The following is a 20,542-nucleotide window of genomic DNA, read 5'->3' as shown; positions in this document are numbered from 1 at the left end:
ATAAATATATATTAATTTAATCTAACCATAAAATAAGCGAAGTTGCTAGTAAATACGTAAAGAGGGAACGATTTATTTTAAAATTAACCTGTCATTAAAATTATAGTTTTAATGCGACTGAATTTAAAATTTTTTCCCCCCCAGAATATCAATTTTTAGCTTTCTCAAAAGAATTTATTTAATGCTTATTTTTAACTTTCGTCGTTTGTAAAATTAAGTTAGAAAAAATAAAAAGCCATTTGTGATAGACTTTTGAATATCCCTAATCAAAAGAAAGGCAATCACAAATGACCTATAAACATCTTACCACACGTGAATTAACTCTCATAGCTGATTTTTGGTATCAAGGTACTAAAGCTTATCGGGCTGCTAAATTACTTCAGCGTAGTCAAGAAACCATCTATCGTGTTTATCGTTTCCTCAACGACGGTAAAACCATCGACCAATATCTTCAGACTTATCAGCGTCATAAGCGTCGTTGTGGTCGGAAGCAGACCCAACTGCCAACTATCGAAGTTAACTATATCCATGCGCAAATCAAGGCAGGTTGGACTCCTGATACTATTATTGGTCGTCATGAACACCCAATTAGCTGCAGTATGCGCACCCTTTATCGCATGTTTGCCCGCAATCAGTATGGCTTTTCCGTTAAACAGCTACCGATGAAAGGAAAACGCCATCCCAATGGCTATGTGGAACATCGTGGTAAAGCTGGCCAATTAGGACGCAGTATCTATCAACGATATCGTGATTTTCCGCATTACCAACATGAATTTGGGCACTTTGAAGCTGATACAGTTCAAGGTAAAGCTCACCGCGGAGCGGTAATGACGCTAGTAGAGCGACAATCCAAAGTAATGATTGTCCTTAATATTCATCATAAAACAGACGAAGCAGTGAATTGTCAGCTTGATCAATGGCTCGCTAAACTGCCACGTCACTTTGTTAAATCAATTACTTTTGATAACGGGAAAGAATTGGTGGATTATAGAATGAAGTTAGCCACCCAGTTGGTGGTAAATAAAAAACGCCATTCGGCGTGACATCAGGTATCATATTAAGTGAACCAAACCTATATGAAAGGATGTCCGTCAAATGACGCACTTAAATGATACCATGTCTACTAGTTTATTGACTACTCATAAAAAGAATGCTCATCTTACTAAAGAAGAACGTGTGATGATTGCGACTTTAAAGTCGCAAGGACTTTCCAATCGCGCAATTGGTCGCCAATTAGGAGTTAATCATCAAACAATTAATAACGAGCTCAACCGTGGTACGGTCCGCCAACTTCGTCGTCAAAAATCTAATGGTAAGATTTACGAATATTCTTACTACATCTATAGTTATGAAGCTGGTCAGGCCACATATCTTGAACATCACCGCCATTCTGGTCGTCGTCGCTTATATTATTCTTCAAAGCAATTTTTACGATTAGCTGATCAGCTAATGCTTGGTGAGTTTGACGACCACCATTACTCCCCACAAGCGGTTATTTATAAGGCTCGAGATTTAATGAATGATGGCACCCTGATCCCAAAGTCGGTTGTAACTTTATATCAATGGATTAATGAGGGTGTGCTTCGTACGTCCAATTTAGACCTCTTTGAAAAACCTAAACGTAAGCATCATCGAACTCATCCGCAAGCTAAAAGGTGCTTAGGGCCTAATATTGCTCAACGACCTCAAACTGCGGACCAACGGTCCGAAATTGGCCATTGGGAACTAGATACAGTTCAGGGACAGAAAAACGGTAATGACAGTGTTGTACTAGTAATGACTGATCGCCTTTCACGAGTTAATATCACGAGTAAAATTGCTGGTAAAACTGCGCATGCAGTAAATCAGTTCTTTATAAATTTACGCCAGAAAATGGGCACAGATGCTTACTATCGCATCTTTAAGACAATAACCTCTGACAACGGTTCAGAATTTAGTGAGTTAACACAAGTTCACGATCATGTTTTCTATGCTGATCCGTATTCCCCTTGGGAACGTGGATCCAATGAGATCAATAACCGGTTTCTCCGCAAGGAGATTACCAAAGGTGAAGCTATAAATAACTATAGTAGTGCTCAGATCATAGCGACTAATGATTGGATGAATCACTATCCACGAGCTATGTTTAATGGACATTCGTCAATGGATATCTATCGTAAGGCCTTCTACCAAGAGATATCACAGCTCCATCAACCAATAATCAATTGGTCAGTATTATTTATTTGAGTCCAGTGGCTAACTTATTCTTGAAATTTAGGAACGGGAAAGAATTTGCTGGATGGCGAGAAATAGCCAATAAGTATGATCTTCACACCTATTTTGCGGAAGTCGGTGCTCCCAATCAACGAGGGTTAAACGAAAATAATAACGGCCTCTTGCGTCGTGATGGTCTTAGTAAAAAGCTAGATTTTCGCGATTTACCAGACGAACTAGTCACTCAGCTAATGCATCGTCGCAACAATATCCCACGAAAATCTCTTAATTATCGTACACCATTAGAAGTATTCTTGAGTCATGTCACAGAAGAACAACTTTCACCTTTTTTCTAATTTAAATTGACATTTCAGGTTTAATAAAACTTTTTCTAAACAAAACTAATACTTTTGATTTATGTTTTAAAAGATTTATGTAATACTATTGCTGAAGTCTATGTCAAAAGTATTTTAAAAGGAGTTTTTATCATGAAACATACGCTTAAAGTTGATCAAGTACGTGACGGTTTATGGCTAGATTCAGATATTACGTATACGCAAGTTCCTGGATGGCTTGGTAATACAACGCGAGATTTGAAGCTTTCAGTCATTCGGCATTTTCAAACTAATGATGATACACGTTATCCAGTAATTTTTTGGTTTGCTGGTGGTGGCTGGATGGATACTGATCACAATGTTCATCTGCCGAATTTGGTTGATTTTGCTCGGCATGGTTATATTATTGTTGGTGTCGAATATCGTGATAGCAATAAAGTTCAGTTTCCTGGGCAATTGGAAGATGCTAAGGCTGCCATTCGTTATATAAGAGCTAATGCCAAGCGCTTTCAAGCTGATCCTAATCGGTTTATTGCGATGGGAGAATCAGCTGGTGGTCATATGGCAAGTATGCTAGGTGTTACTAACGGTCTTAACCAATTCGACAAGGATGCTAATTTAGATTACTCTAGTGATGTTCAAGTAGCAGTTCCTTTTTATGGTGTGGTTGATCCCTTAACCGCTAAAACAGGAAGTGCATCAAACGATTTTGATTTTGTTTACCGTAACTTGCTTGGCGCTGAGCCTGAAAACGCTCCTGAGCTTGATTCTGCCGCAAATCCCCTCACCTATGTAAATTCTAATTCTACGCCCTTTCTTATCTTTCATGGGACAGAAGATGTCGTTGTTCCAATCAAAGATAGTGAAAAGCTTTATGATGCATTAGTTGAAAACAACGTTCCTGCTGAATTATACGAAATTGAAGGTGCAAGTCACATGGATGTAAGATTCCTTCAACCACAGATATTTAAAATTGTAATGGATTTTTTAGATAAGTATTTAACTCGGCCATAGATCACTTCTTGCCTTTCTTTTTCTCTAAATCAATAGATAGTTGTTGTTCCTTTGCTTAGCTTCCAATTATTGCAGCATATTTATTTAATGTAGGCAGCGTTGGAATTGAATCTAAATTCTCGATTTTAGCCAATTGAGGTTGTGTCATATCGATTTTTTGGCAAATTCTGTTTGCGAAATGCCCTGTTTAATTCTTTGTGCTTCTAAAAAAGACAAGGTATCAATAATCGATAATTCCTCTTTTGTTGCAACCGTTTGATGCCTATCTATATCTTCCCATTTTCTCATTATTTGCCCTTCCTTCCGTACCAATCGTCAAGTAGCGACAAGGCTCTTCCTATCTGACGAGGATCTGTTTCATCCTTTTCCTTAGTATAATGATTTAATAATACAAAATTATTTTTCTTCCACACTCCATAAAATACTCTTTCCGGCATAGGTCGTAACTCCTATAGTTGATACCTATAACCCTTTAATTTTTTTGCTTGTGGGGTATGTAACACAGGACCAAGAGCTTGTAGCATCTTGATTTGATGGCGCATTTTTAAATAAATTGCTTTATCCTGCTTTTGTTTACTTTGTGAAATTTTCTCGAAATAATCACCAATAAATTTACGGCAATGATTATTTTTAGTGCACAAAAATTGCCGATGTTCCCCAAATGTTCCCCAACTTTACAAACTTTCACCATTTCATACCATTTTAACTAAACAAAAGCTCCGATGAAATGCCGCTATATCAGCGCTTTATCGGAGCTTCTTTTTTATACAATCTTACAAAAATGCGTCCCCCGAGAGTCGAACTCGGATCATGAGGACCGAAATCTCATGTGCTATCCATTACACTAAGGACGCCTTATATTTCTATTTTAGCGCATTTATTAAAAAAATAAAGATAATTTGTCAATTTTATTTAAAAAGTACAAATACCGATGACGCTTATTTATTCCCCCTTCTCCTTTACCAGCACTTCTTAAGTTAATATAATAGATATGTCACTAAAAATATGAGGGGGAATTTTCCATGAAAAAGCAATCCACAACCATTGTTTCAATCGTTATTCTAATTATAATTGCAATCTTTGCACTATTAAATACAGCATCCGTAGTAGTCAATCTTTTTGGAGCCCAAGTAAAAACGCCCCTGGTGCTGCTAATTTTTATCTGTTTACTTATTGGGGCTATTATTATTTACTTACTATCATTTTCCAATCACCTCAAAACTAATAAGCAATTAAAAGAATTACAATCATCGCGTGTTAGTAAGGACGAATTAAAAAAGTATCAGAAAAAGATTGATCAACTGCAAAAAGAAAATGCACAGTTAAAGCAACGACTTAAAAGTCAAACTTCCGTAGAAAAGCCATAAGATTCTTCTACAAATTAGTGTTTCAGAGAGGTAATTAAATGGGAAAATATCGTTTTATTGCGATCGATGTTGATGGTACCTTACTAGATGATAATGATAAATTTGACGTTAACCGTTTAAATAAAGATATTGAACTATTACAACAACAAAACTACCACTTTATTATTGCGAGTGGGAATAGTTACGATGCATTGTCTACGATCTTTCAGCCTTGTCCACTTGTAAAAGAATTTGTAGCAGAAAATGGCGGACGGCTGATAATAAACGGCAAATCTGTCTACGGCAAGACTCATTCAATTACGACACTGCAACAGCTTCATACTTTTATTAAGCATACGTTTCCTAACCCTGATATCTTATCTTTATCTGGCGAAACACAAACAATCCTGGCTGAGCAGTATCGAGATGTTCCAGTCCCTTTTTATCCCCACCACACATATTTTTCTGATCTTCAAAAAATCACTGAACCAATCTACAACTTAAACATTGGCTGGGCCAAACGCAAATTACCCCAAACTATTATCCAAGGATATGTAAATCAATTAAATGAACAGTTTTCAGGCTTAATTCAAGCAACTTATAGTGGGGCTTATGGTATTGATATCCTACCAGCAGGTGTAAATAAGGCCTTGGGATTAAAAAGACTAGTTGAAAACTACTTAAACGGAACCCTAGATCAAGTAGTTGCTTTCGGGGATACTTCAAATGATATTGAGATGCTATCAAAAGCTGGTTATGGATATGCAATGAAAAACGCCACTGCTGATCTGCTGAAAGTTGCTGATAAAGTGACAAAATACGATAACAATCATGCTGGTCTATTGTCAGAGATTGAGCATCAATTTATTAACCGTTAGAGATATTATGTAAACTAGCATTCAAAAAAAGATGCGCGAGTTGAAATCGCACATCTTTTTTCTTAATATACTCCACCATCGTAGAAATTGTAAGATGGTTTATTAAAATCGTAATTAGGAAGTTCTGACATTTTAATGAAATTATCTGCAATTCCCCAACTCATTAAATTAATTGGTTTACCAAAGTCCTCATCAGGAATCACTACCATAATATATTTGCCTAGTGCGCGTGCCATTCCTAATTCAACACCCATTCCTACATCCTCTTCTTCAGGAATGTAGACTGCTAACAGCATATCAGAAGTTGAAACTCCGACACGATCACCGTTGTAAGTTGCTGTACTCCATTCGCGATCTTGCAAAAGCTCTGGATGTTCATCAACCCGCAATCCTTTATATTGGTGTTGTAATGGTACATAAGAATTTTCTACATCTACTGTAGGATTAGCTTTAATCGCATTCATCGCGTCTGCGTAAGCTTTATTTTGCTTGTCAGTAAACCATCCTGCACAGAAATATACTGTCTTACTTTTTTGATTTGTCATTAAGTGAACTCCCCTTTAATTTTTGTTCAATTAAAATTCTATCATGGAATTATGCTCTTCACCAATTAGGATTTTTTAATCTTTATTGAGAGCGGTAATAATTAACTGCTTAGCTGCCTTTGAAACTGAGATACCTTTTTTATCTGCATATTCTTTTAATCGTTGGTATAGGGCTAAATCATCAGGTCCACGCCATATAATTCCTGTTACTTGACCGTGTTCTTTATTCATTTTAATTCCTTCCCCATAAAATGTTAGCGATACTGTTTAAAATTTTTGTTCGATGATGTAATTGATAGTGAGTGGTTTGGGGATACACTTTTTGATGATACTCAATTGATGGATGGGCTTTAATTAATGATTTTAACATTTCTGATTGGATATGCGGAACAGCACCATCAGTTGTTTTACTGTCTTCTTCACTACCCATTAAATTATAAATCTCAACAGGATAATTCAGCTGCCAATTTTTCATCTCCAAAAATAATTGGTGAAAATTCTTGTCCGTCGATTTATCAACCAAATGATAGCGGTATTTTAACTGATCGCTAAGGCTTTCTTCAACTGGTACCCCTAAAAAGACTACTTTATTTAACCGCATATGGTCTTGAAGATATTTTGAGCCCATATAAGCGTGAATAAATTCTGTTCCCCCATATGAATGGGCAACAACATTAATTTTCTGCATATGATAGTGTTTCTGCAAATAATTTAGAACACCCGTTAATTGCTTGATCTGTGGATGGTAGGTACCATTATAGTTCCAAGTAAATAAAACTTGAATTAAGGCATTCTTTTGCCCGTGAAAGTCCCCCTCAGTCCAGATACGTCCATTAGGGGCAACCCAGATCGTTAAAACTTTTTGCGCAATATTTTTTTGCTGATAGTACTTAATCATCTTATTATAAGTAATTGTGCTTCCACCCCAACCAGGAATAAGCAAGGTGGGAATAGAAGAATACTCCAGGTTACTTTGATAATTTTGTGGTGAAAGGTGCTGACCAGGAGTTCCGCGTAATAAGAAACCTTGAATACCAAAAGCAAAAAGAATTAGGCTACCAATACTAATTCCGGCAATTTTGAACGATTTTTTCATCAAATCATCTTCTTATCATTTCATTTTGTATTTTACTCTTATTATACGCTTGAAAATTATAAAGAGGATGATCTTTTAAGCTTTTGGATATGGTATTAAAGTTAATTTGCCATTAATATATTCTCCAAGATAGATGTCATCAACACTGTCATAACCTGCTTTATGAATTTGTTCAAATACCCACTGTTCATCATGATGAATCAATTCCATTACATCAATATTAATCTGGCCATCATTAATTAATGGGAAGCGAACATTTGCTTCATCATTTTCGATGATTACAAGCTGACCATTTTGTTCTAAAATTCCGCTTTTAACCTTAGCAACTTCATAGATTCCATGACCACGAAGACGAAACATAAGGTCATTAGCACTGATCCCTGCCCGCATACAATTCTCAACCAATACTTTGCCGTTTTGGATTAATATTTGTGGCCGTCCATCAATGATTCTTCTTACCCAAATATTATGATCCTTTGCAAACTTTACAATAAATACAATTAATGTCCAAATCAAAAGTACCATTATAAACTCAAGAACGGAAATCTCACCGTTGTAAATGATTCCGCCAATGATCCCACCTAAAACATAATTTTGAACTTGATCAATAGCAGAAGTTGGTGCGAGATTCCCCTTTCCCAGTAAATTAATCTGAAGAATCAAACATAACATTCCAAGAACAAATTTTATAATGATCAATGAATAATTATCCATGTCTCTCTCCTACTTCATTAAATTAACTTGATGATTAACAACATGTGCTCGTGTAAGGGTATAGTTATCTCCCGTTTGACTTAAATTGACGCGATAATCGCGATCTTCAATCCGGACAAGAATCCCATCCGTTAGAATCGTGGAGTTAACAACTACTTTTTGTGGAGAAACATCATGATCCCGAGCAACTGCCTTAATAAAAGGAATCATTTGAGTTGTTTGAGATTGCTGGGTCGTACTTTTTTCCATATCGGTAACTTGAAAGCCAATAAAGAGTAATAATAGCAAAAAGAAAATTATCCCTAAATCACGATAACGGGTAATAAGGCGATGCCGTAAATATAAAAATGCCATTACTGCAATCAGAAGGACAAAGATGATAATAGCAATATAATTAAACAGTTGATTCATATGTTGGTGGTTTGATAAATAGCTAATTGTATAAAATGTCAATTTATTTGGTGGATTATAGAATGAAGTTAGCCACCCAGTTGGTGGTAAATAAAAAACGCCATTCGGCGTGACATCAGGTATCATATTAAGTGAACCAAACCTATATGAAAGGATGTCCGTCAAATGACGCACTTAAATGATACCATGTCTACTAGTTTATTGACTACTCATAAAAAGAATGCTCATCTTACTAAAGAAGAACGTGTGATGATTGCGACTTTAAAGTCGCAAGGACTTTCCAATCGCGCAATTGGTCGCCAATTAGGAGTTAATCATCAAACAATTAATAACGAGCTCAACCGTGGTACGGTCCGCCAACTTCGTCGTCAAAAATCTAATGGTAAGATTTACGAATATTCTTACTACATCTATAGTTATGAAGCTGGTCAGGCCACATATCTTGAACATCACCGCCATTCTGGTCGTCGTCGCTTATATTATTCTTCAAAGCAATTTTTACGATTAGCTGATCAGCTAATGCTTGGTGAGTTTGACGACCACCATTACTCCCCACAAGCGGTTATTTATAAGGCTCGAGATTTAATGAATGATGGCACCCTGATCCCAAAGTCGGTTGTAACTTTATATCAATGGATTAATGAGGGTGTGCTTCGTACGTCCAATTTAGACCTCTTTGAAAAACCTAAACGTAAGCATCATCGAACTCATCCGCAAGCTAAAAGGTGCTTAGGGCCTAATATTGCTCAACGACCTCAAACTGCGGACCAACGGTCCGAAATTGGCCATTGGGAACTAGATACAGTTCAGGGACAGAAAAACGGTAATGACAGTGTTGTACTAGTAATGACTGATCGCCTTTCACGAGTTAATATCACGAGTAAAATTGCTGGTAAAACTGCGCATGCAGTAAATCAGTTCTTTATAAATTTACGCCAGAAAATGGGCACAGATGCTTACTATCGCATCTTTAAGACAATAACCTCTGACAACGGTTCAGAATTTAGTGAGTTAACACAAGTTCACGATCATGTTTTCTATGCTGATCCGTATTCCCCTTGGGAACGTGGATCCAATGAGATCAATAACCGGTTTCTCCGCAAGGAGATTACCAAAGGTGAAGCTATAAATAACTATAGTAGTGCTCAGATCATAGCGACTAATGATTGGATGAATCACTATCCACAAGCTATGTTTAATGGACATTCGTCAATGGATATCTATCGTAAGGCCTTCTACCAAGAGATATCACAGCTCCATCAACCAATAATCAATTGGTCAGTATTATTTATTTGAGTCCAGTGGCTAACTTATTCTTGAAATTTAGGTGTCAATTTATTTCTCTCCTTAACTTAAATGTAATAAAAACTTAAGCAGCTCCCCACCCTTTTTTCGTTCGCACATGATAGAATGGTAGTAACTTTAATATGAAAGAAAGGAGGAATTCTTAATGATCATAAAATTAGTATTAAAACTTGGATGGATCTTGTTAGGGAGCATTTCATTCGTTGGTGGGATAATTGGGATACTTCTCCCTGTAATTCCGCAGGTTCCATTCTTCCTCCTCACAATATGGTGTATCACTAACATTTCACCGCGTTTTCACAACTGGCTCCTTCGTAATCCACTCTACATAAAATATGCAAAACCCTTGGTAAATCGGCTTGAAAATCTGAAACATCATCCGAAACAAAGGGCACAAAAAATTAATAGTAAATAAAAAGGTCTTGAATGCTATTTGCGTCCTAGACCTTTTTATATTAGCCAAATAATCGTGCCCAGAATCCCTTCTTTTGTTCTTTAACAGGCGATTCTGTAACTTTTTCAGCTGTATTCGTAGTTAACATTTCCTCATTATTTGCTTCGTTTTCCGCAGTATCTTCAGCATATGGGTTGCGTTCACCAATCCATTTAAAGAATTCATCAGCTTTAATTTCCACAAATTTGCCACGCTTGCCATTGATACCATCTACACAAAGTTCAATTGGTAATGCATTTCGGTACTTTTCAATACTATCGGCAGTAAAGCCATTAAAAGTATTAAGTTTCGAAATATCAAATAACAAACTTTGATCTTGCTGGCGGTATTTAAAGTCTTCTTCTTGTGTTAGGTAAAGTTTAGCCCACCGGTTACGCGAACTTTCCTTAAAGTCATCACAGATTTCATCTGCAAAGTAAGGAGGTATTTCCATATCCGCCATTTGATAGTAATCGCGGAAAATCTTACGGGTATTTGCCAAGAAGTCAAGTTTACCAGTCTTTTCATCGAATGCGCGCCATGGCGTTTCATCGTCCTCTAGTAAGCTTGCCATCCGCATTACAAAGTCCTTAAACAACGTATTATTTAAGGTTTGTCGTACGTTATAGATATATTTATTGGCTTCACCTTTTTGCTGGTCATCAATAACCTTATCAATTTGAAGATAATAAGTCCGTCGTGCAGTTTCACGTAGCATAGTAAAACCAGAATCATAGTTAGTTGTTCCGATTAATGGCGCAATTGCATGTGGATTGTTAACCAATTCATTCATCGTATCAACAACTAAGTGCCGACTATATTGATCCTGTTGGAAGAAGTATGGTTCAATCTCATCCATTAAAACGGGGTATGAACTTCCAAGCTTCATGTAGTGCTCGATTGCATCAACAGTTTTTGCTTTTTTCTGCGGTGTATCTGTAGGATAGATAGTCCCAAAATCAATTAATGACCGATCAGTATTCCATGTCAATTGATTAATAATTCGTAATAGAGTTGACTTTCCAGAACCAGCAGTTGCTCCTAGAATCAAGAAGTTAGGAATATCATTACCATCTTCAGGATTCAAACTAGCTTTCGCACGAATTTCCCATAAAAATGGTGCCGTAAAACTATATAAAATAGCTTCATAGAATCGCTTGCCATAATCATCATTGTAGTCAACAACGTATTGCTGATATCCTTTTAATACCGCATCAATACTCTTTAAGCCATCACGAATTTGACTAATAGTCGCAATCTTCCCAAATTGAATTGGGTGCGTGCCTGTATCATTCGGTACGTACAGGCCACTATTATTGTTAACCAGATTTCTTTCCATCGGACGGTCATATAAGAACGTTGTATACTTCTTCTCTGCTGACCGTTGTTGTGGTGTCATACCACTAATCAATGCATCCTGAACTTGTTTAAAAATCTTTTCGCGCGATTTCAATTTTGGCTTAGCTGCTCGTGGCGATACGGCCGTTTTTTGCAAAGTATAAATTGTATCGTGTTGTTGAATTTGTCGTTCTGCTTCTTCTTTATCTTGAGAGCGGTTAGTCGTAATATCTCGCATCGACTTAGTAATCATTGCGGGAATTTTATTTTCATCAATTTGTTTTTGAACGTCATGACTAATCAAGTCGGTCATATCTGCCGCTGCGATTTGATCTGTAACTTCATTATCAAGAATTACAACCGCATTCTTAGTTCCTTTAGTATCTTTCAAGCTCTCATCAATTTGATTTTGTGCTGCATTTAAAAGATTTTCAGTAAAAAATGGTCGTAATACTGGCTTGATGTCATTCTTATAGTGGTTATCAAGATTTTGAAATAGCCGAATGTCATCATCAAAGACTAATATTTCTTCATATTGGTTACGCTCTTTATCAAATGAAGCACTGTCCAAGTTAAGACTTCCCAAAATCACACGAGTATCATGGGTCTCGGAATTACTTAGGAGGTAAAAACGTGAATGGATAGCCTGGGTTGGTGCAATTGCAACTTGAAAAAGATTGTTCAACACGTTTGCTTGATTGTCACTAGTTAATGCTTCAAAGACTTTAGCAGGCTTTTTATTAGCAGCAGATAGCAATGCATTAGTTAAAGCAACCTTAGTGATCACTTCATCACCAGTTTTAGCTTCATAATTTTCAGGGCTGCTCAGTGCAACTTCGACTTTAATGAATCGACTTAGATACTGATTAATAAAGTTGGCAGTCACGTTACCAGTAACTGCTGTTAAACGATTGAACTTATTAGCATCAAAAAGCTGGCTAATCTTTAATGGTGGAGTATCCTGACCATTAAAAACAATATGAATCTTTTTTAGATCTGAATCTGTCATTGGCGTAGTCCTTTTCTAAACAATATTAACTCTTTTTATTTTCGTTTATTTAAACCAATTTTGCAAGTGACCATCGAAATATTTTGTTTCTACGCTAGTTTTATATGCATATGATAAAGAACCCCCAATACTTTAATTAAATGAAGTATTGAGGGATTATTCTAATTACATAGTTTTTTAATTCGTGTTCACTTGTGTTACTGCCCCTGTTGCATAATTTATACTGATATTGTTTTGCACATTGGGGACAAAGACATTGTATTGCAAACTGCCATCCTTTGATTTGGCCTCAATATGGGCACCAGAAGGCACTAAATTATTACCATCATATACGTCAGTTACCCGATAACGAACTTGTTTATTTTGATCCAGAGCTTTTCGCACTAAACCTTCATAGTAGTTTTGCCCGGTTGATGTACTGCTTCGAGCTTCGTTGGCCCAAGCAGTTTGCGTTGCAATATTAGCAGAATTTGACTCCGAAGCATCAAAACCACGGATACCACCTACTAATGCATATCCTAGTAAGTGTCCTCGATCATAAGCATGGGAGATACCACCTTTTAAGTTGTGGGCTTGTAAAAATCCAGCTGGCTTCCAATTAGTGGCCCCATTCCCAGTTTCATTCCGATTACGATACTGGCGTGTTGTTCGATTGAGCCAGGCGTCTCCCTGCCATGCTCGTCCACGCGAATCACGTCGATTAACAGCGTATGGCGCATTATTAATATTTGCGTTCAGCGCTGTCTGATTGTTATTTAAAATAAACGCTCCGTAACCATTCCATTTTATGTCAGATGTTCCTAACTGCTGACGGACGCCATTAGAAAGAACACTCGTAGCCTGCTCTTGGGTTGGCGGCGTAAAAGAAGATGATCGATTATTGTTGCTGGAATGGCGCCAAGATGCTACCCGTTGGATTCCCTGTGGTAAGGTGCTTCCCTTGTCAGATGGCTGGGAAAAACTACCAATGCCGAGAATCGCTACTAAAGCTAAAAGTAAATACTGGGTCTTTTTATTGAATCGAAATCGCATGTTTCTAAAATACCTTTCCTCTTAAACGTATGTTCGTAAAAGTATTTTATCATTTTAAGCGATAAAAGAAAATACTCCCAAAACAATCTGTTTCGAGAGTACTTATTCTTTATGCTAATTTATCTTGGCGCTGAGTTCTTAACTTGTAGATAATGCTCATGATAACTAAGAAGACTGCCCCAACACTAACCGAAATCCGTGTATCTGGGTTAAAGAACATAAACAGTAAGATAACACTTAGCGCAATCAAACTAAAGTAGTTATATGCTGGATAAAGCGGCATCTTGAATGGGTGATCCTTTAACTCAGCCGGATTATTACGCCGGAAGTTTAATTCTGAAATCAAAATAATAAACCAAGGTACCATTCCAGGAAGTACACTTGAACTATATACAATCACGAAGATATTAGCAGAGGCTGCATTAAACATTGATATAAGCATGTTAACAATAAAGCCAAGAAAAATCCAGAATGAAATTGTTAAGATTGCAACATTTGGTACAACCCGCTTTGACAATTTACTAAAGACCTTAGGAACCTCACCGTCAACTGAAAGCTTGAAAAGCATCCGACTAGCACTGTAGATTCCTGAGTTGGCACCGGACAATGCAGCAGTCAAAACAACAAAGTTAATGATTCCAGCTGCTCCAGTAATACCAACTTTAGTAAATGTCTCAACGAATGGTGATCCAACTGCTTTTAATTCGTCCCATGGATAAATGGAAACGATAACGAAAATTGCCCCAATATAGAAAATTAAAATCCGCCAAATAACAGATTTAACTGACTTAACAATCGCATGGCGTGGTGAAGCGGCTTCACCAGCAGTAATACCAAGTAATTCAATTCCTTGATAGGATCCAGCAATCACAGATAGTGAGAACATGAATCCCATGAATCCACCAGTAAAGAATCCACCATGTGACCATAAATTGGAAATTCCAACCGGATGCCAATTGTTACCCAACCCAAGGACAATTACTAACAATCCAAGAATGATCATAACAATAATTGTAACAACTTTAATCATCGCAAACCAAAATTCCAACCGGCCATACGCCTTAGCAGATGCAAGGTTCGCAAGAGTTAAGATAATGATCATTACTAACCCAGAAATCCAGTCTGGTAAGTTAGGCCACCAATAATTAAGATATTGACTCATGGCAATAATATCTGAAATACCAACAATGATAAATTGAAAGACGTTACTCCACTTTGTCAGGTATCCAGCTAAGGGATGAATATATTTAGATCCATAGTCCGCAAAGGAACCAGTTCCTGGACTGATATAGATCATTTCCCCTAACGCACGCATAACACCATACAGGACTAAACCTACAAAGGCATATGCTAATAGGACAGAAGGACCAGTCCATTTAATAGTTGATGTGGCTCCCATGAAAAGACCACTACCAATTGTCCCACCAATTGCAATCATTTCCATTTGTCCGGGAGTCATTGTCCGATTTAATTTAACTTCATTTTTCTGATTATCCATCATTCTAACCTCACTTTAAATAAAAAAGCTACCCAAAATGTCCCTAGCCAACCCTTGTCAATTTTTGATAAGTGGTTGAGACATCTTGAATAGCTATTGCTAACAGATTTAAGAGATATTAAAATTACTCAACCACGGTAATTGTTGTTGTGGTTGAGGTGGAGGTTAGGTAATGAATAATCGATTTATTGTAAATTTGCATTTTAGTTTCCTCCATTTCGTTTTTCAATAACATTAGAATACTATTAGAAAATTAAAAATGCAAGTCCTTTTATCAAGTTTTTTTGTTTTATTTCTTTTTGTGCGCCTTCTTTAACGAAAAAAGACTCATCCCCGCGACCATTATCGTTATCCCCAAACCAAGAAAAGTCGTTAAATTATCGGTCTCATTTCCCGTTTGTGGAAGTATTTGCTGGTCAGAGTTATCGTTTTTACGCGAATTCCGATGTGAACGATTTAGTCGATTATTAATGCCCGTTACCCGTTGGTGCAAATTTTGCTGCTTTCTTGTATTATTTACCTCCCCATAATTTCCCGTGACCTGACTATCATCCCCCAGATCTTCTTCCACGGGGTAATTATCCTGCGAATCTTTCTTTTCCTCTTTTTTATTCTCTGTTGCTTTTTCCACCGCCTTCTTTTCTGCCAACGTATTCTCTTTGCTGTCCTTTTTTGTCACTTCATCTTTATTGAGGGGCTGATAATAAACATTTACTGTACTTTTTAATTGTGGTAAATCCTCTATTTCTGTAACAGTCGGAATCTTATCCATTGATGGTTTAAAACCAGGTTGATCAGGAATATCAACTTCTTCAAAAGGTTCAATTATCCATATTGCCTTTTGGGTGGGATTATTCGTTACTTCACGGTGAGCATAAGACATTTGTTCCACTTTTTTAACTTCATTTAAGAGATGAAAATAAATTACACGTTTGATCTGGACACGTTCTTTCTGATTATTTGCGTTAGATACGGGCTGCGTAATTGGCTCTTGGGATACAGCTAGAACTGGTGGAGTATTTAACGATAGCGAAAGGATCGTTGACGCTATCGTTAAGCCTACTAAGCAAGTGTTTTGCAATACATGAAAGTGGTTTAAATGGTTCATATTATTTTGCTCCTCTTTTATATACTCTTTAATATATATACGTAAAAAGAAGCAATTCGCATTTTTTAAATGGTGGATTATAGAATGAAGTTAGCCACCCAGTTGGTGGTAAATAAAAAACGCCATTCGGCGTGACATCAGGTATCATATTAAGTGAACCAAACCTATATGAAAGGATGTCCGTCAAATGACGCACTTAAATGATACCATGTCTACTAGTTTATTGACTACTCATAAAAAGAATGCTCATCTTACTAAAGAAGAACGTGTGATGATTGCGACTTTAAAGTCGCAAGGACTTTCCAATCGCGCAATTGGTCGCCAATTAGGAGTTAATCATCAAACAATTAATAACGAGCTCAACCGTGGTACGGTCCGCCAACTTCGTCGTCAAAAATCTAATGGTAAGATTTACGAATATTCTTACTACATCTATAGTTATGAAGCTGGTCAGGCCACATATCTTGAACATCACCGCCATTCTGGTCGTCGTCGCTTATATTATTCTTCAAAGCAATTTTTACGATTAGCTGATCAGCTAATGCTTGGTGAGTTTGACGACCACCATTACTCCCCACAAGCGGTTATTTATAAGGCTCGAGATTTAATGAATGATGGCACCCTGATCCCAAAGTCGGTTGTAACTTTATATCAATGGATTAATGAGGGTGTGCTTCGTACGTCCAATTTAGACCTCTTTGAAAAACCTAAACGTAAGCATCATCGAACTCATCCGCAAGCTAAAAGGTGCTTAGGGCCTAATATTGCTCAACGACCTCAAACTGCGGACCAACGGTCCGAAATTGGCCATTGGGAACTAGATACAGTTCAGGGACAGAAAAACGGTAATGACAGTGTTGTACTAGTAATGACTGATCGCCTTTCACGAGTTAATATCACGAGTAAAATTGCTGGTAAAACTGCGCATGCAGTAAATCAGTTCTTTATAAATTTACGCCAGAAAATGGGCACAGATGCTTACTATCGCATCTTTAAGACAATAACCTCTGACAACGGTTCAGAATTTAGTGAGTTAACACAAGTTCACGATCATGTTTTCTATGCTGATCCGTATTCCCCTTGGGAACGTGGATCCAATGAGATCAATAACCGGTTTCTCCGCAAGGAGATTACCAAAGGTGAAGCTATAAATAACTATAGTAGTGCTCAGATCATAGCGACTAATGATTGGATGAATCACTATCCACGAGCTATGTTTAATGGACATTCGTCAATGGATATCTATCGTAAGGCCTTCTACCAAGAGATATCACAGCTCCATCAACCAATAATCAATTGGTCAGTATTATTTATTTGAGTCCAGTGGCTAACTTATTCTTGAAATTTAGGGCATTTTTTAAATCCTGAAATGTCAATTTAAATTAGAAAAAAGGTGAAAGTTGTTCTTCTGTGACATGACTCAAGAATACTTCTAATGGTGTACGATAATTAAGAGATTTTCGTGGGATATTGTTGCGACGATGCATTAGCTGAGTGACTAGTTCGTCTGGCAAATCGCGAAAATCTAGCTTTTTACTAAGACCATCACGACGCAAGAGGCCGTTATTATTTTCGTTTAGCCCTCGTTGATTGGGAGCACCGACTTCCGCAAAATAGGTGTGAAGATCATACTTATTGGCTATTTCTCGCCATCCAGCAAATTCTTTCCCGTTATCAAAAGTAATTGATTTAACAAAGTGACGTGGCAGTTTAGCGAGCCATTGATCAAGCTGGCAATTCACTGCTTCGTCTGTTTTATGATGAATATTAAGGACAATCATTACTTTGGATTGTCGCTCTACTAGCGTCATTACCGCTCCGCGGTGAGCTTTACCTTGAACTGTATCAGCTTCAAAGTGCCCAAATTCATGTTGGTAATGCGGAAAATCACGATATCGTTGATAGATACTGCGTCCTAATTGGCCAGCTTTACCACGATGTTCCACATAGCCATTGGGATGGCGTTTTCCTTTCATCGGTAGCTGTTTAACGGAAAAGCCATACTGATTGCGGGCAAACATGCGATAAAGGGTGCGCATACTGCAGCTAATTGGGTGTTCATGACGACCAATAATAGTATCAGGAGTCCAACCTGCCTTGATTTGCGCATGGATATAGTTAACTTCGATAGTTGGCAGTTGGGTCTGCTTCCGACCACAACGACGCTTATGTCGCTGATAAGTCTGAAGATATTGGTCGATGGTTTTACCGTCGTTGAGGAAACGATAAACACGATAGATGGTTTCTTGACTACGCTGAAGTAATTTAGCAGCCCGATAAGCTTTAGTACCTTGATACCAAAAATCAGCTATGAGAGTTAATTCACGTGTGGTAAGATGTTTATAGGTCATTTGTGATTGCCTTTCTTTTGATTAGGGATATTCAAAAGTCTATCACAAATGGCTTTTTACTTTTTCTAACTTAATTTTACAAACGACGAATCAAAAAAACTATCACCTACAAGTAATCCTTACCTGCGATGACAGCTTTGTTAACTTATAATGAATGGATAACCTGCTCAATATCATCCACAATTTGTTTAGGGGTTAAGTGATACCATTCATAGAGGACTTCGGTAGGAACATTATCCGCAAATTCACGCGGTGCTCCAAAGTTCAAAACCTTCATTCCCTTTGGTCCATAGTAACGAGCAATGGTTTCCCCGAAACCTCCACTAAGGACCCCATCCTCTAGTGTAACAACTACATCATGATTTTCTGCTAGGTGGTGAAGGACATCTGAATCGATTCCAGTTACAGACTTTGGATTGATCAATGTAGCATCAATGTTAAGCTTATCTTGAAGTTCCTTCCTTACCCTTTCACCAAGTTCCCAGAAGTCACCAACAGCCATAATTGCAACTTCACTTCCGCGATGAGCAATATCATACTTGATCGTACTGTAGTCATCTTGTGTTGGTGTCCCGTGAAGAAGGGGCTTTTCTGGTTGCCGAATTACTACTGGTTCATCAGTTTGATTGATTGCCCACCGTAACATCGAAATCATTTCTTCGACGTTTGTTGGTGCTAAATATTCAATGTTTGGCAAATCACTAATCATTGAAATATCGAATGTTCCTTGATGAGTAGCAGAACTTTCTGAAATTGACCCGCCTCGCACAATCATTACAACCGGAGCATCATTTAATGCCATATCATGAATCAATTGATCATATGCTCGTTGAAGGAAAGTACTATTTTGAAATACAACAGGGCGTGCACCTGCTTGCGCCATTGCAACAGCAGTCGTAATTGAATCTTGTTCAGCGATCCCAACATCATAATAACGATCCGGGTGCTTAGCCTTAAACTTGCCAAGATCAAACGCACCAGGAATTCCAGCATTAATAGCAACAACTGGCTTATCCGCTGCAATTTGCTTATCCAATTCAGCAAGGACAGCATCGCTATATGATTCTCCACTTGCCTTAACCTTATCTTCACCAGTCTTTAGGTCAAATGGAGTGCGCCAATGATACTTCATCTTTTCTTCAACAGCAGGTTCATACCCTTTCCCTTTTAAGGTGTTAACATGAAGGACGATTGGATGGTCAATATCCTTGATTTTCTTAAAAGTGTCGATCATCGTCTGCAAGTCATTGCCGTCTGCAACGTATTTGTAATCGAGACCCATAAACTTAAAAATATTATTGGGAGATTCACCGTTAGTATCCCGGAGTTCTTTTAGTCCTTTGTATAAACCACCCTGGTTCTCATCAATTGACATTTGATTATCATTAACGAGAATAATCAAGTTAGAATTAAGCTTAGCAGCATTGTTTAATCCTTCAAAAGCTAATCCGCCACTTAAGGACCCATCCCCAATTACTGCCATAACGTTATTATGTGATTGCGGCTTCACTAAATCACGCGCTTGAGCCATCCCCACTGCAAGTGCGATTGATGTTGAAGTATGGCCGATTTCAAAAAAGTCATGAGCGCTTTCTTCTGGTGACGTAAATCCAGTAATATCTTCATAATGATCAGGATCAAGAAAGCCTAATTTCCGGCCTGTCAGCATTTTATGGGCATAACTCTGGTGTGAAACATCCCAAATAACTTTATCGTGGGGCGAATCAAAGACATAGTGAAAAGCAATCGTTAGCTCCATTACGCCAAAGTTAGGGCCCACGTGTCCACCGATTTTTGCGTCGCGTTCAAGAACAAGTTGACGCATTTCTGTTGCTAATTGTTTTAATTCGTCAAGTGACATGTCCTTAATATCGCTTGGTTCATTAACTTCATTTAAGAGGTAATCAGGATGCAGATTCATCTATTCCACTCCTTC

General features: G+C 37.6%; 18 protein-coding genes, 1 tRNA gene and 3 pseudogenes. 9 read left to right on the top strand and 13 right to left on the bottom strand.

The annotated features are described in order from the left end of the window. Positions 1 to 287: 287 nt before the first annotated feature. From SH603_RS06155 to SH603_RS06140, 4 genes and pseudogenes are all read left to right on the top strand, one after another. Positions 288 to 992: pseudogene (locus SH603_RS06155) on the top strand (IS30 family transposase); the annotation flags it as partial. Between the two features lie 103 nt (positions 993 to 1,095). Further along, the gene (locus SH603_RS06150; protein ID WP_013923736.1) at positions 1,096 to 2,226 is read left to right on the top strand and encodes an IS30 family transposase; all 1,131 of its coding nucleotides are present in this window, start codon (positions 1,096 to 1,098) and stop codon (positions 2,224 to 2,226) included. 20 nt (positions 2,227 to 2,246) lie between these two features. After that, positions 2,247 to 2,549 (top strand): annotated as a pseudogene (locus tag SH603_RS06145) (transposase); the annotation flags it as partial. A gap of 132 nt (positions 2,550 to 2,681) precedes the next feature. After that, the gene (locus SH603_RS06140; protein WP_169477804.1) at positions 2,682 to 3,542 is read left to right on the top strand and encodes an alpha/beta hydrolase; all 861 of its coding nucleotides are present in this window, start codon (positions 2,682 to 2,684) and stop codon (positions 3,540 to 3,542) included. A 55-nt stretch (positions 3,543 to 3,597) separates the two neighbouring features. On the opposite strand, the pseudogene SH603_RS06135 reads toward SH603_RS06140, so the two are convergent. Both SH603_RS06135 and SH603_RS06130 read right to left on the bottom strand, forming a co-directional pair. After that, positions 3,598 to 3,830, bottom strand: a pseudogene (locus SH603_RS06135) (helix-turn-helix domain-containing protein). Between the two features lie 494 nt (positions 3,831 to 4,324). Then, a tRNA-Arg gene (locus SH603_RS06130) sits at positions 4,325 to 4,396 on the bottom strand. A 168-nt stretch (positions 4,397 to 4,564) separates the two neighbouring features. On the opposite strand from SH603_RS06130, the gene SH603_RS06125 reads away from it, so the two are divergent. Beyond that, on the top strand, positions 4,565 to 4,909 hold the full coding sequence (locus SH603_RS06125) for a LapA family protein (RefSeq protein ID WP_321533654.1): 345 nt from the start codon (positions 4,565 to 4,567) through the stop codon (positions 4,907 to 4,909). 38 nt (positions 4,910 to 4,947) lie between these two features. After that, entirely contained in the window at positions 4,948 to 5,766 is an 819-nt protein-coding gene (locus tag SH603_RS06120) for an HAD-IIB family hydrolase (RefSeq protein WP_169472923.1), read from the top strand. Between the two features lie 62 nt (positions 5,767 to 5,828). On the opposite strand, the gene SH603_RS06115 is transcribed toward SH603_RS06120, so the two are convergent. From SH603_RS06115 to SH603_RS06095, 5 genes are all read right to left on the bottom strand, one after another. Further along, the gene (locus tag SH603_RS06115; RefSeq protein WP_113896432.1) at positions 5,829 to 6,311 is read right to left on the bottom strand and encodes a nucleoside 2-deoxyribosyltransferase; all 483 of its coding nucleotides are present in this window, start codon (positions 6,309 to 6,311) and stop codon (positions 5,829 to 5,831) included. 75 nt (positions 6,312 to 6,386) lie between these two features. Then, positions 6,387 to 6,542 carry a hypothetical protein gene (locus SH603_RS06110; protein ID WP_162859758.1) on the bottom strand — a complete coding sequence of 52 codons (156 nt, stop codon included), beginning with the start codon at positions 6,540 to 6,542 and terminating at the stop codon, positions 6,387 to 6,389. A gap of 1 nt (position 6,543) precedes the next feature. Continuing rightward, the gene (locus tag SH603_RS06105) at positions 6,544 to 7,407 is read right to left on the bottom strand and encodes an alpha/beta hydrolase (protein ID WP_169471670.1); all 864 of its coding nucleotides are present in this window, start codon (positions 7,405 to 7,407) and stop codon (positions 6,544 to 6,546) included. A 75-nt stretch (positions 7,408 to 7,482) separates the two neighbouring features. Next, positions 7,483 to 8,121 carry a DUF421 domain-containing protein gene (locus tag SH603_RS06100; protein ID WP_113896434.1) on the bottom strand — a complete coding sequence of 213 codons (639 nt, stop codon included), beginning with the start codon at positions 8,119 to 8,121 and terminating at the stop codon, positions 7,483 to 7,485. Positions 8,122 to 8,130: 9 nt separating this feature from the next. Next, complete coding sequence (locus SH603_RS06095; protein WP_169471672.1) at positions 8,131 to 8,574, bottom strand: DUF3290 family protein; 444 nt, start codon at positions 8,572 to 8,574, stop codon at positions 8,131 to 8,133. A gap of 123 nt (positions 8,575 to 8,697) precedes the next feature. Here SH603_RS06095 and SH603_RS06090 point away from each other — a divergent pair, with 123 nt between their 5' ends. Together SH603_RS06090 and SH603_RS06085 are read left to right on the top strand one after the other, a co-directional pair. After that, entirely contained in the window at positions 8,698 to 9,828 is a 1,131-nt protein-coding gene (locus tag SH603_RS06090; RefSeq protein ID WP_321533653.1) for an IS30 family transposase, read from the top strand. 154 nt (positions 9,829 to 9,982) lie between these two features. Beyond that, positions 9,983 to 10,252, top strand: coding sequence for a YbaN family protein (locus tag SH603_RS06085; RefSeq protein ID WP_169471673.1), 270 nt, complete (start codon positions 9,983 to 9,985; stop codon positions 10,250 to 10,252). A 40-nt stretch (positions 10,253 to 10,292) separates the two neighbouring features. On the opposite strand, the gene SH603_RS06080 is transcribed toward SH603_RS06085, so the two are convergent. From SH603_RS06080 to SH603_RS06065, 4 genes are all read right to left on the bottom strand, one after another. Beyond that, complete coding sequence (locus SH603_RS06080) at positions 10,293 to 12,617, bottom strand: ATP-binding protein (protein ID WP_169472921.1); 2,325 nt, start codon at positions 12,615 to 12,617, stop codon at positions 10,293 to 10,295. 177 nt (positions 12,618 to 12,794) lie between these two features. Then, complete coding sequence (locus SH603_RS06075) at positions 12,795 to 13,649, bottom strand: DNA/RNA non-specific endonuclease (protein ID WP_135951560.1); 855 nt, start codon at positions 13,647 to 13,649, stop codon at positions 12,795 to 12,797. A 109-nt stretch (positions 13,650 to 13,758) separates the two neighbouring features. Next, positions 13,759 to 15,150, bottom strand: coding sequence for an amino acid permease (locus SH603_RS06070; RefSeq protein ID WP_169472919.1), 1,392 nt, complete (start codon positions 15,148 to 15,150; stop codon positions 13,759 to 13,761). Positions 15,151 to 15,436: 286 nt separating this feature from the next. After that, entirely contained in the window at positions 15,437 to 16,255 is an 819-nt protein-coding gene (locus SH603_RS06065; protein ID WP_169471676.1) for an LPXTG cell wall anchor domain-containing protein, read from the bottom strand. A gap of 187 nt (positions 16,256 to 16,442) precedes the next feature. On the opposite strand from SH603_RS06065, the gene SH603_RS06060 reads away from it, so the two are divergent. After that, positions 16,443 to 17,573, top strand: a complete 1,131-nt coding sequence (locus tag SH603_RS06060; RefSeq protein WP_013923736.1) for an IS30 family transposase — start codon at positions 16,443 to 16,445, stop codon at positions 17,571 to 17,573. Positions 17,574 to 17,637: 64 nt separating this feature from the next. On the opposite strand, the gene SH603_RS06055 is transcribed toward SH603_RS06060, so the two are convergent. Both SH603_RS06055 and SH603_RS06050 read right to left on the bottom strand, forming a co-directional pair. Then, entirely contained in the window at positions 17,638 to 18,606 is a 969-nt protein-coding gene (locus tag SH603_RS06055; RefSeq protein ID WP_003668074.1) for an IS30 family transposase, read from the bottom strand. A 145-nt stretch (positions 18,607 to 18,751) separates the two neighbouring features. Continuing rightward, on the bottom strand, positions 18,752 to 20,527 hold the full coding sequence (locus SH603_RS06050; protein WP_169471677.1) for a 1-deoxy-D-xylulose-5-phosphate synthase: 1,776 nt from the start codon (positions 20,525 to 20,527) through the stop codon (positions 18,752 to 18,754). Between the last annotated feature and the right edge of the window lie 15 nt (positions 20,528 to 20,542).

Origin of the sequence: Limosilactobacillus reuteri (genome assembly GCF_034259105.1) — a bacterium.
GTDB classification, from domain to species: Bacteria; Bacillota; Bacilli; order Lactobacillales; family Lactobacillaceae; genus Limosilactobacillus; species Limosilactobacillus reuteri_G.
The sequence above is the reverse complement of the archived record's forward strand: the minus strand, read 5'-3'. Positions and strand labels throughout refer to the sequence as shown.

What these genes read in the sequence shown, in the direction of transcription:
- SH603_RS06150 (WP_013923736.1), top strand. Translation starts at nt 1,096, where the DNA reads ATGACGCACTTAAATGATACCATGTCTACTAGTTTATTGACTACTCAT.
- SH603_RS06140 (WP_169477804.1), top strand. Translation starts at nt 2,682, where the DNA reads ATGAAACATACGCTTAAAGTTGATCAAGTACGTGACGGTTTATGGCTA.
- SH603_RS06125 (WP_321533654.1), top strand. Translation starts at nt 4,565, where the DNA reads ATGAAAAAGCAATCCACAACCATTGTTTCAATCGTTATTCTAATTATA.
- SH603_RS06120 (WP_169472923.1), top strand. Translation starts at nt 4,948, where the DNA reads ATGGGAAAATATCGTTTTATTGCGATCGATGTTGATGGTACCTTACTA.
- SH603_RS06115 (WP_113896432.1), bottom strand. Translation starts at nt 6,311, where the DNA reads ATGACAAATCAAAAAAGTAAGACAGTATATTTCTGTGCAGGATGGTTT.
- SH603_RS06110 (WP_162859758.1), bottom strand. Translation starts at nt 6,542, where the DNA reads ATGAATAAAGAACACGGTCAAGTAACAGGAATTATATGGCGTGGACCT.
- SH603_RS06105 (WP_169471670.1), bottom strand. Translation starts at nt 7,407, where the DNA reads ATGAAAAAATCGTTCAAAATTGCCGGAATTAGTATTGGTAGCCTAATT.
- SH603_RS06100 (WP_113896434.1), bottom strand. Translation starts at nt 8,121, where the DNA reads ATGGATAATTATTCATTGATCATTATAAAATTTGTTCTTGGAATGTTA.
- SH603_RS06090 (WP_321533653.1), top strand. Translation starts at nt 8,698, where the DNA reads ATGACGCACTTAAATGATACCATGTCTACTAGTTTATTGACTACTCAT.
- SH603_RS06085 (WP_169471673.1), top strand. Translation starts at nt 9,983, where the DNA reads ATGATCATAAAATTAGTATTAAAACTTGGATGGATCTTGTTAGGGAGC.
- SH603_RS06080 (WP_169472921.1), bottom strand. Translation starts at nt 12,617, where the DNA reads ATGACAGATTCAGATCTAAAAAAGATTCATATTGTTTTTAATGGTCAG.
- SH603_RS06075 (WP_135951560.1), bottom strand. Translation starts at nt 13,649, where the DNA reads ATGCGATTTCGATTCAATAAAAAGACCCAGTATTTACTTTTAGCTTTA.
- SH603_RS06070 (WP_169472919.1), bottom strand. Translation starts at nt 15,150, where the DNA reads ATGATGGATAATCAGAAAAATGAAGTTAAATTAAATCGGACAATGACT.
- SH603_RS06065 (WP_169471676.1), bottom strand. Translation starts at nt 16,255, where the DNA reads ATGAACCATTTAAACCACTTTCATGTATTGCAAAACACTTGCTTAGTA.
- SH603_RS06060 (WP_013923736.1), top strand. Translation starts at nt 16,443, where the DNA reads ATGACGCACTTAAATGATACCATGTCTACTAGTTTATTGACTACTCAT.
- SH603_RS06055 (WP_003668074.1), bottom strand. Translation starts at nt 18,606, where the DNA reads ATGACCTATAAACATCTTACCACACGTGAATTAACTCTCATAGCTGAT.
- SH603_RS06050 (WP_169471677.1), bottom strand. Translation starts at nt 20,527, where the DNA reads ATGAATCTGCATCCTGATTACCTCTTAAATGAAGTTAATGAACCAAGC.